Origin of the sequence: Actibacterium sp. (assembly GCF_041584535.1) — a bacterium.
GTDB lineage: Bacteria > Pseudomonadota > Alphaproteobacteria > Rhodobacterales > Rhodobacteraceae > Actibacterium_D.
The window spans coordinates 1-15,073 of sequence record NZ_JBFHDW010000023.1 but is presented as its reverse complement, the minus strand read 5'-3'; the positions used below and the strand labels follow the sequence as shown (position 1 = coordinate 15,073).

General features: G+C 63.5%; 18 protein-coding genes, 1 tRNA gene and 1 pseudogene. 11 read left to right on the top strand and 9 right to left on the bottom strand.

The window, feature by feature from the left end; all coding sequences use genetic code 11:
* The 3 genes from ABYW26_RS02340 to ABYW26_RS02330 all read right to left on the bottom strand — a co-directional run.
* Window positions 1-659: hypothetical protein (locus tag ABYW26_RS02340; protein WP_372603130.1), on the bottom strand; the 659-nt coding region annotated here is incomplete at its 3' end.
* A gap of 39 nt (window positions 660-698) precedes the next feature.
* Window positions 699-1,682 carry a methyltetrahydrofolate cobalamin methyltransferase gene (locus tag ABYW26_RS02335; protein WP_372603129.1) on the bottom strand — a complete coding sequence of 328 codons (984 nt, stop codon included), beginning with the start codon at window positions 1,680-1,682 and terminating at the stop codon, window positions 699-701.
* A 7-nt stretch (window positions 1,683-1,689) separates the two neighbouring features.
* Window positions 1,690-2,010, bottom strand: coding sequence for a virulence factor (locus ABYW26_RS02330; RefSeq protein WP_372603128.1), 321 nt, complete (start codon window positions 2,008-2,010; stop codon window positions 1,690-1,692).
* 218 nt (window positions 2,011-2,228) lie between these two features.
* On the opposite strand from ABYW26_RS02330, the gene ABYW26_RS02325 reads away from it, so the two are divergent.
* The 4 genes from ABYW26_RS02325 (at window position 2,229) to ABYW26_RS02310 (ending at window position 6,510) form a co-directional block, all read left to right on the top strand.
* Window positions 2,229-3,341 carry a Ppx/GppA phosphatase family protein gene (locus ABYW26_RS02325; RefSeq protein ID WP_372603127.1) on the top strand — a complete coding sequence of 371 codons (1,113 nt, stop codon included), beginning with the start codon at window positions 2,229-2,231 and terminating at the stop codon, window positions 3,339-3,341.
* A gap of 75 nt (window positions 3,342-3,416) precedes the next feature.
* Window positions 3,417-4,118, top strand: coding sequence for an RlmE family RNA methyltransferase (locus ABYW26_RS02320; RefSeq protein WP_372603126.1), 702 nt, complete (start codon window positions 3,417-3,419; stop codon window positions 4,116-4,118).
* Window positions 4,119-4,207: 89 nt separating this feature from the next.
* Window positions 4,208-5,398 (top strand): AMP-binding protein, encoded by a 1,191-nt coding sequence (locus ABYW26_RS02315; RefSeq protein ID WP_372603125.1) that lies wholly within the window; start codon window positions 4,208-4,210, stop codon window positions 5,396-5,398.
* Window positions 5,395-6,510: an acetyl-CoA C-acyltransferase gene (locus ABYW26_RS02310; protein ID WP_372603124.1), complete on the top strand. Its 1,116-nt coding sequence runs from the start codon at window positions 5,395-5,397 to the stop codon at window positions 6,508-6,510. The genes ABYW26_RS02315 and ABYW26_RS02310 overlap by 4 nt, the downstream gene beginning before the upstream one ends.
* Before the next feature lie 66 nt (window positions 6,511-6,576).
* Here the strand turns inward: ABYW26_RS02310 and ABYW26_RS02305 are convergent, their stop codons facing one another.
* From ABYW26_RS02305 to ABYW26_RS02285, 5 genes are all read right to left on the bottom strand, one after another.
* A complete protein-coding gene (locus ABYW26_RS02305; protein ID WP_372603123.1) occupies window positions 6,577-7,122 on the bottom strand; it encodes a biotin transporter BioY in 546 nt (181 codons plus the stop codon).
* A gap of 46 nt (window positions 7,123-7,168) precedes the next feature.
* Window positions 7,169-7,768 (bottom strand): energy-coupling factor transporter transmembrane protein EcfT, encoded by a 600-nt coding sequence (locus ABYW26_RS02300; protein WP_372603122.1) that lies wholly within the window; start codon window positions 7,766-7,768, stop codon window positions 7,169-7,171.
* Window positions 7,743-8,510, bottom strand: a complete 768-nt coding sequence (locus ABYW26_RS02295) for an energy-coupling factor ABC transporter ATP-binding protein (RefSeq protein WP_372603121.1) — start codon at window positions 8,508-8,510, stop codon at window positions 7,743-7,745. Before ABYW26_RS02295 ends, ABYW26_RS02300 begins: the two co-directional genes overlap by 26 nt.
* Window positions 8,511-8,885: 375 nt before the next feature.
* Window positions 8,886-9,389 carry a DUF1772 domain-containing protein gene (locus ABYW26_RS02290; protein ID WP_372603120.1) on the bottom strand — a complete coding sequence of 168 codons (504 nt, stop codon included), beginning with the start codon at window positions 9,387-9,389 and terminating at the stop codon, window positions 8,886-8,888.
* 2 nt (window positions 9,390-9,391) lie between these two features.
* On the bottom strand, window positions 9,392-9,880 hold the full coding sequence (locus ABYW26_RS02285) for an isoprenylcysteine carboxylmethyltransferase family protein (protein ID WP_372603118.1): 489 nt from the start codon (window positions 9,878-9,880) through the stop codon (window positions 9,392-9,394).
* A 92-nt stretch (window positions 9,881-9,972) separates the two neighbouring features.
* Here ABYW26_RS02285 and ABYW26_RS02280 point away from each other — a divergent pair, with 92 nt between their 5' ends.
* Complete coding sequence (locus ABYW26_RS02280; protein ID WP_372603117.1) at window positions 9,973-10,614, top strand: TetR/AcrR family transcriptional regulator; 642 nt, start codon at window positions 9,973-9,975, stop codon at window positions 10,612-10,614.
* A gap of 94 nt (window positions 10,615-10,708) precedes the next feature.
* On the opposite strand, the gene ABYW26_RS02275 is transcribed toward ABYW26_RS02280, so the two are convergent.
* A tRNA-Ser gene (locus ABYW26_RS02275) sits at window positions 10,709-10,798 on the bottom strand.
* A 141-nt stretch (window positions 10,799-10,939) separates the two neighbouring features.
* Between ABYW26_RS02275 and ABYW26_RS02270 the strand changes: the two genes are divergently transcribed.
* From ABYW26_RS02270 to ABYW26_RS02245, 6 genes and pseudogenes are all read left to right on the top strand, one after another.
* On the top strand, window positions 10,940-11,767 hold the full coding sequence (locus ABYW26_RS02270; protein WP_372603116.1) for a DUF2059 domain-containing protein: 828 nt from the start codon (window positions 10,940-10,942) through the stop codon (window positions 11,765-11,767).
* Window positions 11,768-11,999: 232 nt separating this feature from the next.
* Window positions 12,000-12,620, top strand: a complete 621-nt coding sequence (locus ABYW26_RS02265) for a 50S ribosomal protein L21 (RefSeq protein WP_372603115.1) — start codon at window positions 12,000-12,002, stop codon at window positions 12,618-12,620.
* 17 nt (window positions 12,621-12,637) lie between these two features.
* Window positions 12,638-12,907, top strand: coding sequence for a 50S ribosomal protein L27 (rpmA, locus tag ABYW26_RS02260; protein ID WP_372603114.1), 270 nt, complete (start codon window positions 12,638-12,640; stop codon window positions 12,905-12,907).
* A 231-nt stretch (window positions 12,908-13,138) separates the two neighbouring features.
* On the top strand, window positions 13,139-13,678 hold the full coding sequence (locus ABYW26_RS02255) for a GNAT family N-acetyltransferase (RefSeq protein WP_372603113.1): 540 nt from the start codon (window positions 13,139-13,141) through the stop codon (window positions 13,676-13,678).
* A gap of 71 nt (window positions 13,679-13,749) precedes the next feature.
* A complete protein-coding gene (gene obgE, locus ABYW26_RS02250) occupies window positions 13,750-14,787 on the top strand; it encodes a GTPase ObgE (RefSeq protein WP_372603112.1) in 1,038 nt (345 codons plus the stop codon).
* Window positions 14,775-15,073 (top strand): annotated as a pseudogene (locus tag ABYW26_RS02245) (glutamate 5-kinase); the annotation flags it as partial. The gene obgE and the pseudogene ABYW26_RS02245, both read left to right, overlap by 13 nt.

Here is a 15,073-nt window from a genome sequence, read left to right as displayed (position 1 = left end):
GTCATCAATGTGCCCCGAAGGCTGAACAGCCGCGTCAGCCCGGCCAGCAACAGGATGCCGCCACCACCGCCCACCACCGAACTGCCGGGCATGTTGACCAGCACCGCCAGCACCAGATACCGCCCCGAGATCAGCGACCGCGTCAGCCGTCCGGGCAGCCGGTCCTGTAGCGCCGCCAGCCGCTGGTGCGGGGTAAGCGGCGCCAGCGCGCCCAGCATCGCGGCCACCCGGCGCAGGCGCAGATCGACCGCCACCTGTTGCAACCAGCGATAGGAACAGAACCGCCCGACCGCAAAGGCCAGCATCAGCCCGACCAGCGTCGCCAGATAGACGAACACGGCAATTTCGGCGCCGCGCAGCATCAGCAGCATGATCCCGATCTCGACCCCCGGCACGAAGGGCACCGCGATCAGACAGGCATAGGCCAGCAACAGCCCCGCCATCATGCCCAGCATCAGTGGTCCGTCGGCCGAGACCTCGGCCTCGCGCAGCATCGCCCATTGCGTCAGCATCGAAATGCCCAGCGCGATCAGCCCGGCCACCACCAAACGCAGCCCCATCCGCAGGATCGAACGTCCAAGCGGCGGCTGTGTCGTGTCGGGCAGGGGCAAAAGCGATGTCATGGCCGATTGTGGGGCGGGCAGGTGGGTATTGTCCATGCCAACCTGCCGCGCCACGGAACCGTGATCCGCTGCCGCTTAACCACGCCGGCGACGGCGACCGCCACGACCGCCCGAGGCGGCTTCGGCGGCGGCCTTGCTGGCCTCGGGGAAGGGGGTGCCTTCGGCCACCGCGTCCAGAACCCGGGCGAACTTGATCCATTCGGTGCCGTTCGGATCGTGGTTCATCAGGAAATTGGCGGCGCGGATCGCCTCCATTTCAACCGGACGCACCGGGTTCATGATCGCGCTGGTCATGCCGGCGCCGATCGCCATCGGCAGGAAGGCAGCGTTGATGCCATGGCGGTGCGGCAGGCCGAAGCTGATGTTCGAGGCGCCGCAAGTGGTGTTGACGCCCAGTTCCTCGCGCAGGCGGCGGACCAGCGTGAACACCTGCTGACCGGCGCTGCCCATGGCGCCAATCGGCATCACCAGCGGATCAACCACGATGTCATGCGCCGGAATGCCGAAATCGGCGGCGCGTTGGACGATCTTTTTCGCCACGGCAAAGCGCACGTCGGGGTCTTCGGAAATGCCGGTGTCGTCGTTCGAGATTGCCACCACCGGCACGTTGTATTTCTTGACCAGCGGCAGAACCAGCTCCATGCGCTCTTCTTCGCCGGTGACCGAGTTCAACAGCGGACGGCCCTCGGCGGCCTCAAGCCCGGCCCTCAGCGCATCCGGCACCGAGCTGTCGATGCACAGCGGCACGTCGACGATGGCGGTGACGCGTTCGATCAACTGCCGCATCAGCGTCGGCTCGACAAAGTTGTTATCGGCATAGCGCGGGTCTTCGGCCATCTTGTTCGAGAACACCGCGCCCGAGTTGATGTCCAGCACCATCGCGCCACAGGCAACCTGTTCCAGCGCGTCGCGTTCGACGGTGCTGAAATCGCCCAGTTCCAGTTCGGCGGCCAGTTTCTTGCGGCCAGTGGGGTTGATGCGTTCGCCGATCACGCAGAACGGTTCGTCAAAGCCGATGGTGACGGTCTTGGTTTTGGATTCGATAACGGTGCGGGTCATGATGTCCTCAAGAGGTTGCGGCGGCGGGGTCAGAAGCCCAGCCGGAATTCGTGATCAGCGCCTTCAGGCGCGCGGTGTCATAGTCGGCCTCAAGCCGGGCGGTCTCGGCATCGGCGACGGGGTCGGCGTCGCCCTCGACAGTGTAGGGCGCGGCGCGGCGCCATTCGGCCAGATAAGCGTCGCTGTCGCGGGCGCCGATCTGCATGGCGCAGCGGTCGATGGCCTGTTCAAAGCGCTCGGACAGCGCCCGTTTGGCGGCGCGGCGACCTTTGCCGACAATGACCTGCGCGGGAATATCGCGCCAGTAAACAATCGTGACCTCGGGCATGGGCGTCCCTTTCTTGACCGGTTCGTGCCACGGGCCGGACCACGCATATTGTGCGGGCCTCTGACGTGGCGCTGCGCCACAGATAAATCACGCAGCGCCAAAGGGCTATGGCCGGGCATCTGAATTCTTCTCAAGAAGATTATGAACCGGCTTACGGCGCTTGCGTGGCGGGCACGGGATGACTAGGTTGTGGGTAACTCAAGTTGGAGGGCGACAAGATGGCGCCCAAGCGTCCCAAAGGTGCGGGCGCGTTCCCGAAAGCGGTAGAAAGCCCCGCGCCTTCTCTGCCTGATCCCGCCGAGCTGTATGCCGCGCTGGATCTGGGCACAAATAGCTGTCGAATGCTGATTGCCCAACCAAAGGGCAGTCAGTTCCACGTCGTGGACAGCTTTTCGAAATCCGTGCAGCTGGGGGCCGGTCTTGAGGCCTCGGGGCGGTTAAGCCGTGCGTCGATCAGCCGGACGGTTCAGGCCCTGCGGATCTGCAAAAGCAAACTGGACCGGCATCAGGTCACCCGGATGCGTCTGGTCGCGACCGAGGCCTGCCGCCGCGCCCTGAACGCCCGCGATTTCATCCGGCTGGTCCGGCGCGAAACCGGGTTGCGGCTGGAAATCATCGAACCGATCGAAGAGGCGCGGCTGGCGGTGGTGTCCTGCGCGCCGCTGGTGTCGACCAAGACCGAACAATTGCTGGTCGTCGATATCGGTGGCGGTTCGACCGAACTGGTCTGGATCGACCTGTCGTCGGTGCCGCGCGCCGAACGGCCGCGGGCGATCATGCGGCTGCATGCCGGGTTCCATGACACCGGCAGCCCGTTCCCGACCGCCAAGGTCGTTGACTGGATCAGCGTGCCGCTGGGTGTGGCGACGCTGAAGGATCAGTTCACCGATGTCGAAGACGACGCCGCGCGCTTTGCGCTGATGAGCTGGTTCTTTGAAGAGCATCTGGCGAATTTCTCGCCCTATTCGAATATTCAGGCCCGCGAGGGCTTTCAGATCATCGGCACCAGCGGCACCGTGACCACGGTTGCGGCCTCGTTCCTTGGGCTGCGGCGCTATGACCGCAACAAGGTCGATGGGCTGCGGATGACCAGCGATCAGATCGACCGGGTGATCCATGACTATCTGTCGCTTGGCCCCGAAGGCCGCCGCGCCGATCCGCGCATTGGCCGTGACCGGCACGCGCTGATCATGTCGGGGGCGGCGATCCTGCAGGCACTGATGCGGGTCTGGCCGACCGACCGGCTGTCGGTGGCCGATCGCGGTCTGCGCGAAGGCCTGCTATATGCGCAAATGAGCGCGGATGGGGTGCTTGAGGACGGACCGTTCTAAAGCAGACCCGCCGCAAGGCTTGAAGCCCGCCCCGCCTTAGGGCATGTGGGCCGGACAAGCAGAAAGACGAAGAAAATGGCAAAACAGACAAGCGGACGTGGACAGCGCGACCTGAAGGTAAAGGTCAAAAGCGCCAAGGGCCGGAAACTGTCCTCGACACGCTGGCTGGAGCGTCAGCTGAACGACCCCTATGTGAAACGTGCCCGCACCGAGGGTTACCGCGGCCGCGCCGCGTTCAAGATCCTTGAGCTGGACGACAAGTTCCGCTTTCTCTTGCCCGGCGCGCGGGTGGTCGATCTGGGCTGCGCGCCCGGCGGCTGGTGTCAGGTTGCGGTCAAGCGCGTGAACGCCCTTGGCGAGAAAAGCGGCAAGGCTATCGGCACGGTTCTGGGGGTCGATCTGCAGGAAATCGAACCGATCGCCGGGGCCGAGACCCATCAGCTGGACTTTATGGAGGACGACGCCGATCAAAAGGTCAAGGACTGGCTGGGCGGCAAGGCCGACGTGGTGATGAGCGACATGGCCGCCGCATCTTCGGGGCATAAACAGACCGACCACCTGCGGATCATCGCTTTGTGCGAGGCCGCGGCCTATTTCGCCTTTGACGTGCTGGAAGAGGGCGGCACCTTTGTCGCCAAGGTTCTGGCCGGCGGCGCCGAGGGCGAATTGCAGAAACTACTGAAACAGCGGTTCGACAAGGTTGCCAACGTCAAACCGCCCGCAAGCCGCTCGGACAGTTCCGAGAAATTCGTCGTCGCCACCGGCTTTCGCCTGTAAGGCGGCAGCGGTCAGGCGGTTCGCCGTTCTGCTTTCGATATTCCCGCGTCGCGTCTATAGCTGACGACGACGGCACAAGGGCAAGGCAGATGACAGAGGCCAGATTCAGATGGGACAGCCGCGCGGCGCTTTTTGTGCAGGGCAGGCGGCTGGGTGACGGGGAACCGGCGCCGGGCCTTGGTGCTGATCTGTGGGCGCTGCGCCGGGCGATCGCAGACGGTCACGAATTCGCCGTCGGTGCAGATGGGGTGCAGGTTGTCAGTGACACCAGTGCCGCGCCGGGGTTCTTTCGCACCAGTTCCGGCGGCTCGACCGGGCGGGCCAAATCCATCCGCCGCGCGCAGGCCTCGTGGATCCGCAGCTTCGACATCAACCGCGCCCATCTGGGGCTGAAGGCCAGCGATGCCAGCGCCGTGCTTAGCCAGCCCGCGCATTCGCTGGGTCTTTATGGTGTCATCGAGGCCGCCCATATCGGTGCGGATATTCACGTGCTGGCCGGGATCAGCCCCAAGCGACAAGCGGCGCTGATCAATGAAAACACCGTGACGGTGCTTTACGCCACGCCGACGCAACTGGGCCAGCTTGCCCGCGCCGGGCTGCCGATGCCGGGGCTGCGCCATATTCTGTGCGGCGGCGGGCGGATGCCCGCGGGGCTGGCCGCCCGGATCGCCACCCTGTGCCCGGCGGCCACCCTGATCGAATTCTACGGCGCCGCCGAGACCAGCTTTGTCGCCTGGGGCGCAGGTGATCGGCCCGAGGGCTCGGTCGGCAAGGCCTATCCCGGCGTCGAGATCCGCATTGACGCCAGCGCTGGCGGACCGGGTGAGATCTGGGTCAAAAGCCCCTATCTGTTCGACAGTTACGCCCAAAGCGCCAGCGCCGAAACCCGCTGGCGTGACGGCTATCTTTCCGTGGGCGAGATCGGCCGTCTGGACCGGGACGGCCATCTGTTCATCACCGGGCGGCTGGGTCGGCGCGTTACCATCGCCGATCAAAGCGTCTCGCCCGAGGATATCGAAACCCTGCTGCTGGATCAGCCCGGTATCGGGGCCTGCGCGGTTCTGCCGGTGGCGGATGCGCGGCGCGGTCTGGTGCTGATCGCGGTGCTGTCCGACGCTATTAGCGATGCCGCGACCGAGCAGCTTTTGCAACTGTGCCGCGCCAAAGTCGGGCCTTTGGCCGCGCCGCGCCGGGTGTTGGTGATGCCCGATTTTCCGCTGTTGGCCTCGGGCAAGCCCGATCTGGTGGCCATCGCAAAATGGCTGGAGGGCCGCGCATGATCCCGGTGGCGATGATTGCGGCGAAACGCTCGGCCGTGGCACCGCGCGGCGGGGCCTTGTCGCGGTTGGAGCTGCATGAGCTGGGCGCGCCGGTGCTGGCTCAGGCGCTGGCCGATGCTGGGATTGGCGTGGATGAGGTCGACGAGGTGATCGTCGGCAACGCCATGGGCGGCGGCGGCAACCCGGCGCGGCTGATCGCGCTGGCGGCGGGGCTGCCGGAAACCGTGGCGGGCCTCAGCACCGACCGGCAATGTTGCAGCGGTCTGGATGCGGTTCTGACCGGCGCGGCGCTGATCGCATCGGGGCAGGCGCGGGTGGTGGTTGCGGGCGGGGTCGAAAGCTATTCCCGGCGGCCGCTGCGCCTGCGCACCGATCCGGATGGCGGCGCGGCGATGGCCTATGACCGCCCGGCCTTTGCGCCCTGGCCTGACCGCGATCCCGATCTGGCGGCGGCGGCGGACCAGTTGGCGACCGATCTGGGCCTGTCCCGTGCCGAACAAGAGGGCTGGGCGATTGACAGCCACCGCAAGGCCCGCGCGGCGGTGCTGTCCCCGGATGAGATCGTGCCGCTGGCCGGTCTAACGCGCGACGCCTTCACCCGCGATCTGACCTCGCGCCTGTGTTCCCGGGCGCCGGTTCTGACGGGCGGGATCACGGCGGCAACGGCGGCGGTTGCGGCAGATGCGGCGGCGTTTTGCGTGTTGGTGGCCGATGATATTGCCGCCCGGACCCCTGACCGCGTGGTGCGGCTGATCGACGGGGTGACATTGGGCGGCGCGCCTGAACGTCCCGGCATTGTCCCGGTCGCCGCGATTGGGCAGGTGCTGACCCGGCAAGGGCTGGCCGTGTCCGACCTGAGCGTTGCCGAAATCATGGAGGCCTATGCCGCGCAAGCCATGGCCTGTGTTCGCCTGACCGGGCTGGACCCGCGCATCGTCAATCCGGGTGGCGGCGCATTGGCGCGCGGGCATCCGGTCGGGGCCTCGGGCGCGATCAATGCGGTGCGGCTGTATCACGAATTGCGCCAGCGCCGGGGCAGGGGCATTGCCGCGATTGCTGCGGCGGGCGGGCTGGGAACTGCGGTGCTGATGCAGGCGGGCCCGTCCCGGTAAAATGAAAAACCGCGCGCCGGGGCGCGCGGTTGGAACGGCGTTCAGAAACCTGCGTCGCGACCGGGCTTAGCTGCGGGAAAACACGCTGGCCGGGCGCGATTTCGCCAGAGCGGCCGTGATCAGCCCGGCCAGAACCGCCTTGATGATATCGCCGGGAATAAAGGCGGTGACCAGCAAGGTAGCCTCGGGGATGGTCTTGTTCAGGGTCTGGGCCAGACCCAGCACGCCGAACACATACATCACCAGAATGCCGCCGATCACCGACGCGACCGAGGCCACGACGACCAGCTTGCCGGTGCGCCAGCGCTCGACGATCAGGCCGGTGACGAAAGCGGCGATCGGAAAGCCGATCAGAAAGCCAACGGTCGGCGAGGCAAACACCCCCAGACCGCCCCGGCCCCCGGCCAACAGCGGTAGCCCCAGCGCCACCAGCGCCAGAAACAGCAGCACCGCCAGCGCGCCGCGCTTGGCGCCCAGAACCGTGCCGCACAGCATGACGCCAAGGCTTTGGCCGGTGATCGGCACGCCAAACGCCAGCGTGAATTTCGGGATAAGCCCCAGCGCCGCGATCAGTGCGGCGAAAAGGGCGATGTGAGCAATATTGCGTTCCATAGGTCTGCCTTGGGTTCAGGTGAGTGTGTGAGTGGTGGTCATGTGCTTAGTCGATGCCGCCCCGTGCACGCAATGCTTCGGCGACATGATCGGCGTCATCCAGCGCCAGAACCGCCAGCGGCATGACGATCTGCCAGCCGGGTCGCCGGGCCGAGCGCGCCCGCCAAGACAGGCCCAGCAACTGACCCTTTTGCACCAGTGTCGGGGTAAAACGCACCACCAGCGCAATCGCCAGTTCCAGCGCCCGCGTCGACAGGCCCAGCCGTCGGAAGGGCGACAACAGCACCGCCATTACGTCGATCATATCGCTTAGCCGGGTGGTCATGGTGACGAAATTTGCCAGCGAAAACGCCGCGATCAGCCGCAGCGCCACCGCCAGCCCCTCGACCATCTGGCCGGTGATGACATGCCAGACCGCGATCAGGATCATGAACGGCCACAGGATGCGCAGATTGCGCAGGCCCTCGGCCAGAAACGCCCGTCCGCCAGTGGCATAGACCAGCGCCGTTGCGCCAACGCTTGCGCCCAGCCAAACCGGATCATTCGTTGCAAACAGCGCCACAGTCGCCGCCGACAGCGCGATCAGCTTGGACGCGGCGGGCAGGCGGTGCGCCCATATCTCAGTCGCGGAGGTCAGCGAGATCATCACTTTGCCCCCATTGCCGCATTTGTTGTTCGAACCGGTCCAGAACCCCGGCCGCAGGGCCATCTTCGCGCAATGCGCCGTCATCCAGCCAGATCACCCGGTCATAATCACGCAGATGCGCCGGGTCGTGGGTGATCAGTATCAGGCTGGCCTCGACCCCGTCCAGATGCCGCATCAGCTGCATCCGGGTCGGAATATCCAGCCCGGCAAACGGTTCATCCAGCACGATCAGCGCCGGGTGCATGGTCAGGATCGACATCAGGCAGACCAGTTGCTTTTGGCCATGCGACAGGGTGTGAGTCGCGGCCCTGGCCCAATGCGACCGCTCAAACCGGGCCAGAATTTCAGCGGTGCTGGCGGCGGCCTCGGATTTCGACTGGCCCAGTTGCAGCAGGCCAAAGGCGATTTCTTCCTCGACCGTGGGAAAGATGATCTGATGGTCCGGGTTCTGGAACAGGATGCCGACATGGCGCAGCGCCGCCTTGCGATCCTTGGCGACATCGACGCCGGAAATCCGGGCGCTGCCCGTCGTTGGCGCGACCAGTCCGGCGATCACCTTGGCCAGCGTCGTCTTGCCCGAGCCATTGCGCCCGACAATGCCGATCCGGCGGTCGCGGGTGCTGAAATTGATGCCATGCAGGATGCGGCGATTGCCCAGCTCCAGCCCGATATCACGCAGCTCGATCGACGCCGCCAAGGCGGTGCCCCGAGGCGTGAGGGAAGCGATTTTAAGAGCTGTCATAGCTAAAACTTGAATGGCCGCGCATTGATCGCGCCAACCTGAGCCATCTGCCCCCCAGCGTCAAGTTGCATCAAAGTGGCGGCTTGGCTGCGGATTGCGGGCTGTGTCGGCGCGCCGAAAGATGGGAATTGACGATGTTGGGAAAGGCCGAACCTATGTGCCGGAACAGGCAGGCAAGTGGCGGAGGGGAAAACCCGAACGCGAACTTTCTCGGCTGACGCCTTTGTGGTGGGGGCCTTCGGCGCACAGTCACGAGAAAACAGCGCGATACGCAGAATTTCGCCGGTCTTGCCAGCCTACCTATGCGCGGTCTTCGGTGTCGTTGTCCGACCGACGACCAACAATATCATTGAAGGGTTTGCTCAGCTTCCAAGTCTAGCCTCGGTGGGTGAATATCGCGGCAATGAGCAGCAATTCCGCGACGAAGCCCGCAGCCAAACGCGCCAGGTGCCAATTCCACCAGGTCTCCCGGATCATCTGCCAACCGTCGGGCGGCAGAGCGCTCCACGCCATGATAACGGCGTTGAGCGGCTGATTGCCGAAGCGGGTGATCAGCCCCCCGGCTACCATTGCAATGGCCGCCGCGATGTAAAGCCAGAATGATTGTGGCATTCCGCGCCCCAGCCAGGCCAATACCGCGACGCTTAATATGCAGACGAGCGCCATAGCGGGCAATAATATGTTGAGCCCGCGCACGGCCCCCTGATGCACCTCGACAAAGGTCGTCGGCGAAAAACTTGCGGGATCGTAACCGCGCCAGATGCCGAACATCGAACCCACAATGAGAGAAATCAACAGCAGGCTGAGGACCTGCAGGGCAGTCGTCGCCCGCCCGTGGACGGGCCGGCGGATGCTCTTCACGGGTTGGGCGTGTGTCATGGTCAAATCCAGCGCCTGACGCGTTGGCAATAGCTGGTGTATGCCTCGCCGAATGTCGCGGTCATCTGCGCTTCCTCATAAGGAACGACCGCGCGCGCCAAGATGAGCAGCGGTGCCACCATTGTGAGCAGCGGCCACAGCGATCCAAAAAGCAACGTGCCGCCCAGATAGACAATGATCACCGATAAATACATTGGGTTGCGGGATAGCCGGTAGGGTCCCGCAGCGAGAAAGACCGAGGGCTGAGCGAATGGGTTGAGCGTTGTGCGGCGAATAAGGAAGGTGCTCACTAAGGACAGCGCGAGGATTACACCGACGACAATTGTGAATCCACCGATCACACGCAGCACCTCGGGAACCGGCGACAGAGCCGCTGGCCAGAGCACCTGAATCAGCACCCCGATTCCGAATGCGAGGAAAAAATATAGCGGAGGGGGCGCCATCAACGGCCCGATTGGCCGCAACGTGATCGTCGGTGATTGTGGCTTCATGTCGCAATTTCCTTGGCCGATGCGCCCACTTCATCGGGCGATCTGGATATGATACAGTGACACTATATTGACTACAGTGAGTATGTATCCAAATGACGAAATCTGTCAATCCCAAACGCGGGTATCGCTCGCTTCGCCGTTCTGCTCAGGCGTCGGATACGCGCGCTGCCGTGGTGTCTGCTGCCCACGAACTTTTCGTTCGCGAGGGCTGGCAAAAGGCCACCATCGCGGCCATTGCGCGGCAAGCGGGCGTCTCGGTCGAGACGATCTATGCCGGATTTGGCAGCAAGCTTGCGCTTCTAAAGGCGGTCGTTGTCGCGTCGGTTCGCGGACTTCAGCCGGAAACCGCCCTCATGGATCAGGCTGGACCGCGCACGGCTCTGGTTGCGCCCGATCAGCACAGCCAAATCGCGCTCTTTGCCAAGGATATTGCCGAGGTTCTTCGACGTGTCGCGCCCCTGATCGCTGTGGTTCGCGCCGCGGCAGAATCGGAACCGGCGTTGAAGGACCTATATGTTGAACTGCATCAAGGCCGCACCGGCAATCTTACGATGCTCGTCGATGCCATGCTGCGGCACGGGCCACTCAGAATCGATCGCGACCTTGCCATTTCGAGCCTTGACCGGCTGTCCAGTCCGGAGCTTTTTCTTGTCGTAACGAACGTGGAAGGACTTTCACCCGCGCAATACGCGACATGGCTTGCCGATGCGCTGACGGCACTACTGCTGCCATAAATTTGCTCGATAAGCTGAAAGGTTGCGCGGCGCTGCGGGCGACTTTCGGGCAGGTCGGCGACACGCCGTGCGTTGCAGCGAAACTAGGCACAAGTGGCGGAGAGACAGGGATTCGAACCCTGGGTGGAGTTGCCCCCACAACGGTTTTCGAGACCGCCCCGTTCGACCACTCCGGCACCTCTCCGTAGGCTCGTGGCTCGTGAGGGGCGATTTAGAGCGAAGTTGCGGCGGGTGCAAGCCGTTATTTTCGGAATATGCGACAAGTCTTGGAAATAGCGTCCTAACTGCTTAGCTTGGGGAAACCGACCTGCGCACCGGAGGTGCTATGTTTCGCCCTGTGATCCTTTTTTTCGCGCTGGCGCTGGCTATCGCGACCCCATCGGGCGCTCAGGCTCCGGCGGGGTTGGACCGTCTGCTTTCGGCGATGCGGCTGGCCGAGGTGATGGAAATCGTCGCCGAGGAAGGCCGCGATTATGGCGAGGATCTGCGGGACGAGATGTTTCCGGGCCGGGGCGGCGACCGCTGGTCTCAGGTTGTGGCGCGGATTTATGACGCAGGCCCGACGACCGAGGTGATGACCGCCTATCTGGCCGAGACGCTGAGCGCCGAGCAGGTCTCGGAATTAACGGTGTTCTTTGCCAGCCCGCTGGGCATGCGGATCACCGATCTGGAACTGACCGCGCGGCGGGCGCTGGCGGATGTCAAGATCGAGGACACCGTTGCCCTGAAGGTCGAGGCAATGCGCGCCGATCAGGACCCGCGTCTGGACCTGATCGACCAGTATGTCGAGGCCAACGATCTGATCGAACTGAATGTCGCCTCGGGCATGAATGCCAACTTTGCCTTTTATCAGGGTTTGGTCGAATCCGGTGTTCTTGGCGTCGATCTGAGCGACGAGGACATGTTGAACGATGTCTGGGCGCAGGAACCGGCGCTGCGGGCCGAAACCGAGGACTGGCTGTATATCTTTCTGACGCTGGCCTACGAGCCGCTGAGCGACGAAGAGTTGTTGGCCTATATCGACCTGTCGCGCTCGGGGGCGGGGCGGGTGCTGAACCACGCGCTATTTGCCGGATTCGATATTGTTTTCCGGCGGATTTCGCGCGAAATGGGCATTGCTGCCGCGCAGTTCATGTCGGGTCAGGATATCTAGGCCGCACCCCCGGAAAACAAGGTATTTTGCCGGTTTCAAGGGGTTGACTTGGCGGGCCGCATCCCGGATAAGCCAGCATCTCTGCCCGAGGCGACTCTGGCAGAGTTTTTAATGATCGCATATGATGCGATACAACCACTGCTCCGAAAAGGGGCGCGCTGTCCGAAGGCGCTTAGGCACCGAACACCGCGAAAGCGGGGCCACAGGACGCGGTAGAAAAAAGGAAGAGCCCATGTTTGCGGTCCTCAAGACCGGCGGCAAACAGTACAAAGTTCAGTCCGGCGACATTCTGCGCGTCGAGAAACTGGCTGCTGCTGCTGGCGATAAAGTACAGTTCAATGAAATTCTGATGGTTGGCGACACCGTTGGCACCCCCGTTGTGGCCGGTGCCGGCGTTCAGGCCGAAGTGATCGAACAGATCAAAGGCCCCAAGCTGATCCATTACGTCAAGCGCCGTCGTAAGCACAGCTCGCAGCGGACCAAAGGCCACCGCCAGCAGCTGACCCTGCTGCGCGTCACCGACATCCTGGCTGCGGGCGCTGATGCGTCGGGCGTCATGGCTGCTATTGGTGCTGGTTCGGCCCCCGCTGTTGCTGCTGCTCCGGCTGCCAAAAAGGCCGCTCCGAAAGCCAAGGCCGCTGCTGCTGCCGCTGGCGCGGACGACCTGAAAAAGCTGTCGGGCGTTGGCCCCGCACTTGAGAAGAAACTGCTTGAAGCTGGCGTCACCAGCTTTGCGCAGATCGCCGCCTGGTCCGAAGCCGATATTGCCGAGTTCGACGAGAAACTGTCGTTCAAAGGCCGTATCGAGCGCGAAGGCTGGGTCGAGCAGGCCAAAGAACTGGCCAACGGCTAAGAATAGGAGACGAACCCATGGCACATAAAAAAGCAGGCGGTAGCTCCCGTAACGGTCGCGACTCTGCGGGTCGCCGTCTTGGCGTCAAGAAATACGGCGGCGAAGCCGTTATCCCCGGCAACATTCTGGTCCGTCAGCGCGGCACCAAGATCTGGGCCGGTGACAACGTCGGTATGGGCAAGGATCACACCTTGTTCGCCACTGCCGAAGGCGCGGTCACGTTCCGCAAGGGCCTGAAAGGCCGCACCTTTGTATCGGTGCTTCCGGTCGCCGAGGCCGCCGAGTAAGCCGACATCCTGAGCGGTGCATAAGTTCAGGGGATCGGCACAGGCCGGTCCCCTTTTTCGTCTGACGTTCTGATTCTGGACATTTTTTCCTGATAGAGGACATGTGATGTGCCTCAGGGTTGTCCTTCGGATATCGAAGACCACATGTAACGAAGGCCCACGCCACACCCCGGAAGAGGAGCCGGAGTCTGGCATGTGTGGCTGGGGTAATGCTTTTCGGGGAGGGAAGGCATGAAATTGGATATGATCGTTAATCAACCGGTGATTGAGGCCGGGCGTTTTGTTCTTCGGCCGGTGCGTAAATCGGATGTCGGGCTGTTGGAGCTGTTTGCCGGGGACGAGCGCGTCGCGCGGTTCACGCGATCCATTCCGCACCCGCTGCCACCCGGCGCAACCGAGGCTTTCGTGGTCCGCTCGCAGCAGGATAACCCGGATGAATATGTCTGGGTCATGGATGGCGCGGCACATGGGCTGTCCGAGGTTCTGGGCGTTGTCGGTCTGAAACCGATCGGGCCGGATCAGTCGGAAATCGGCTATTGGGTGGCCCCGGCCTATTGGAATACCGGTCTGGCCTCGGAAGCGGTGACCGCCATTCTTGCGGCCAACCCGCTGCGCAACAGCTCGATCGTTGCGGCGGTGTTTCAGGATAACCCGGGCTCGGCACGGGTGCTGACCAACGCCGGGTTCGATTATATCGGTGCCGCCGAAGCGTTCAGCATTGCCCGCAAAGGCATGGTCGACACCTGGACCTATTTGAAGAAACTCAAGTAACCGCGCAGGGGCTTGAGGACAGACAGCTTTCAGTCTATCGCCTTGCGCATGTCCAAAAAGGCCCCAACGGTATGAAGTTTCTCGATCTGACCAAGGTATATGTCCGCTCTGGCGCGGGCGGGAATGGCTGTATCAGCTTTCGCCGCGAGAAATATATCGAATATGGCGGTCCCGATGGCGGTGATGGCGGTTGCGGCGGCGACGTGATCGCCGTTGCGGTCGATGGTCTGAACACGCTGATAGATTTCCGCTATCAGCAGCATTTCTTTGCCGAAAACGGGCAACAGGGCATGGGCCGTCAGCGCACTGGCAAGGATGGCGAGGACATCATCCTGCGGGTTCCCGTCGGCACCGAGATTCTGGACGAGGACGAAGAAACCGTTCTGGCCGATATGACTGAACTGGGCCAGACCGTGGTTCTGGCCAAGGGCGGCAATGGCGGCTGGGGCAACCTGCATTTCAAATCCTCGACCAACCAGGCGCCGCGCCGGGCCAATCCCGGTCAGTACGGAGTCGAGCGCACGCTGTGGCTGCGGCTGAAACTGATCGCTGACGCGGGCTTGCTGGGTCTGCCCAATGCCGGCAAATCGACCTTTCTGGCCGCGACCTCGAACGCGCGGCCCAAGATCGCCGATTATCCGTTTACCACGCTGCACCCCAATCTGGGTGTGGTCGGCGTGGACAATGTCGAATTCGTCGTCGCTGACATTCCCGGCCTGATCGAAGGCGCGCACGAAGGCCGTGGTATCGGCGACCGCTTTCTTGGCCATGTCGAACGCTGCGCGGTTCTGCTGCACCTGATCGACGGCACCTCCGAGGATGTGGTCGCTGACTATGAGACCATCATCAACGAGCTAGAGGCCTATGGCGGCGATCTGGCCGACAAGCCGCGCATCACCGTTCTGAACAAGATCGACGCGCTGGACGATGACGAACGGGCCGAGAAACTGGCGGCGCTGGAACAGGCCTCGGGCGGTTCGGTGATGATGATGTCGGGTGTCAGCCGTGAAGGTTTGAACGAAGTTCTGCGGGCGGTTCGCGCCCAGATCGATGACGATCGCCTGCGCCTGAAAACCGCAGGGGAGGAGCCCGAGCCGTGGCGTCCCTGACCCAAGCCAAACGTCTGGTTGTCAAGATCGGCTCGGCACTGTTGGTGGACCGGGCGACCGGATCGCTGCGCGCCGAATGGCTGCATGCGCTGGCGCAGGACGTGGCCGACGCCAAGGCGCGCGGCACTGATGTCATTCTGGTTTCTTCCGGTTCGATCGCGCTGGGGCGGGCGGTGCTTGGCCTGCCTGCGGGCACGCTGGCGCTTGAGCAATCTCAGGCCGCCGCTGCTGTCGGTCAGATCCGGCTGGCCCGCGCCTATGAAGAGGCTTTGGCCCCGCATGGCAT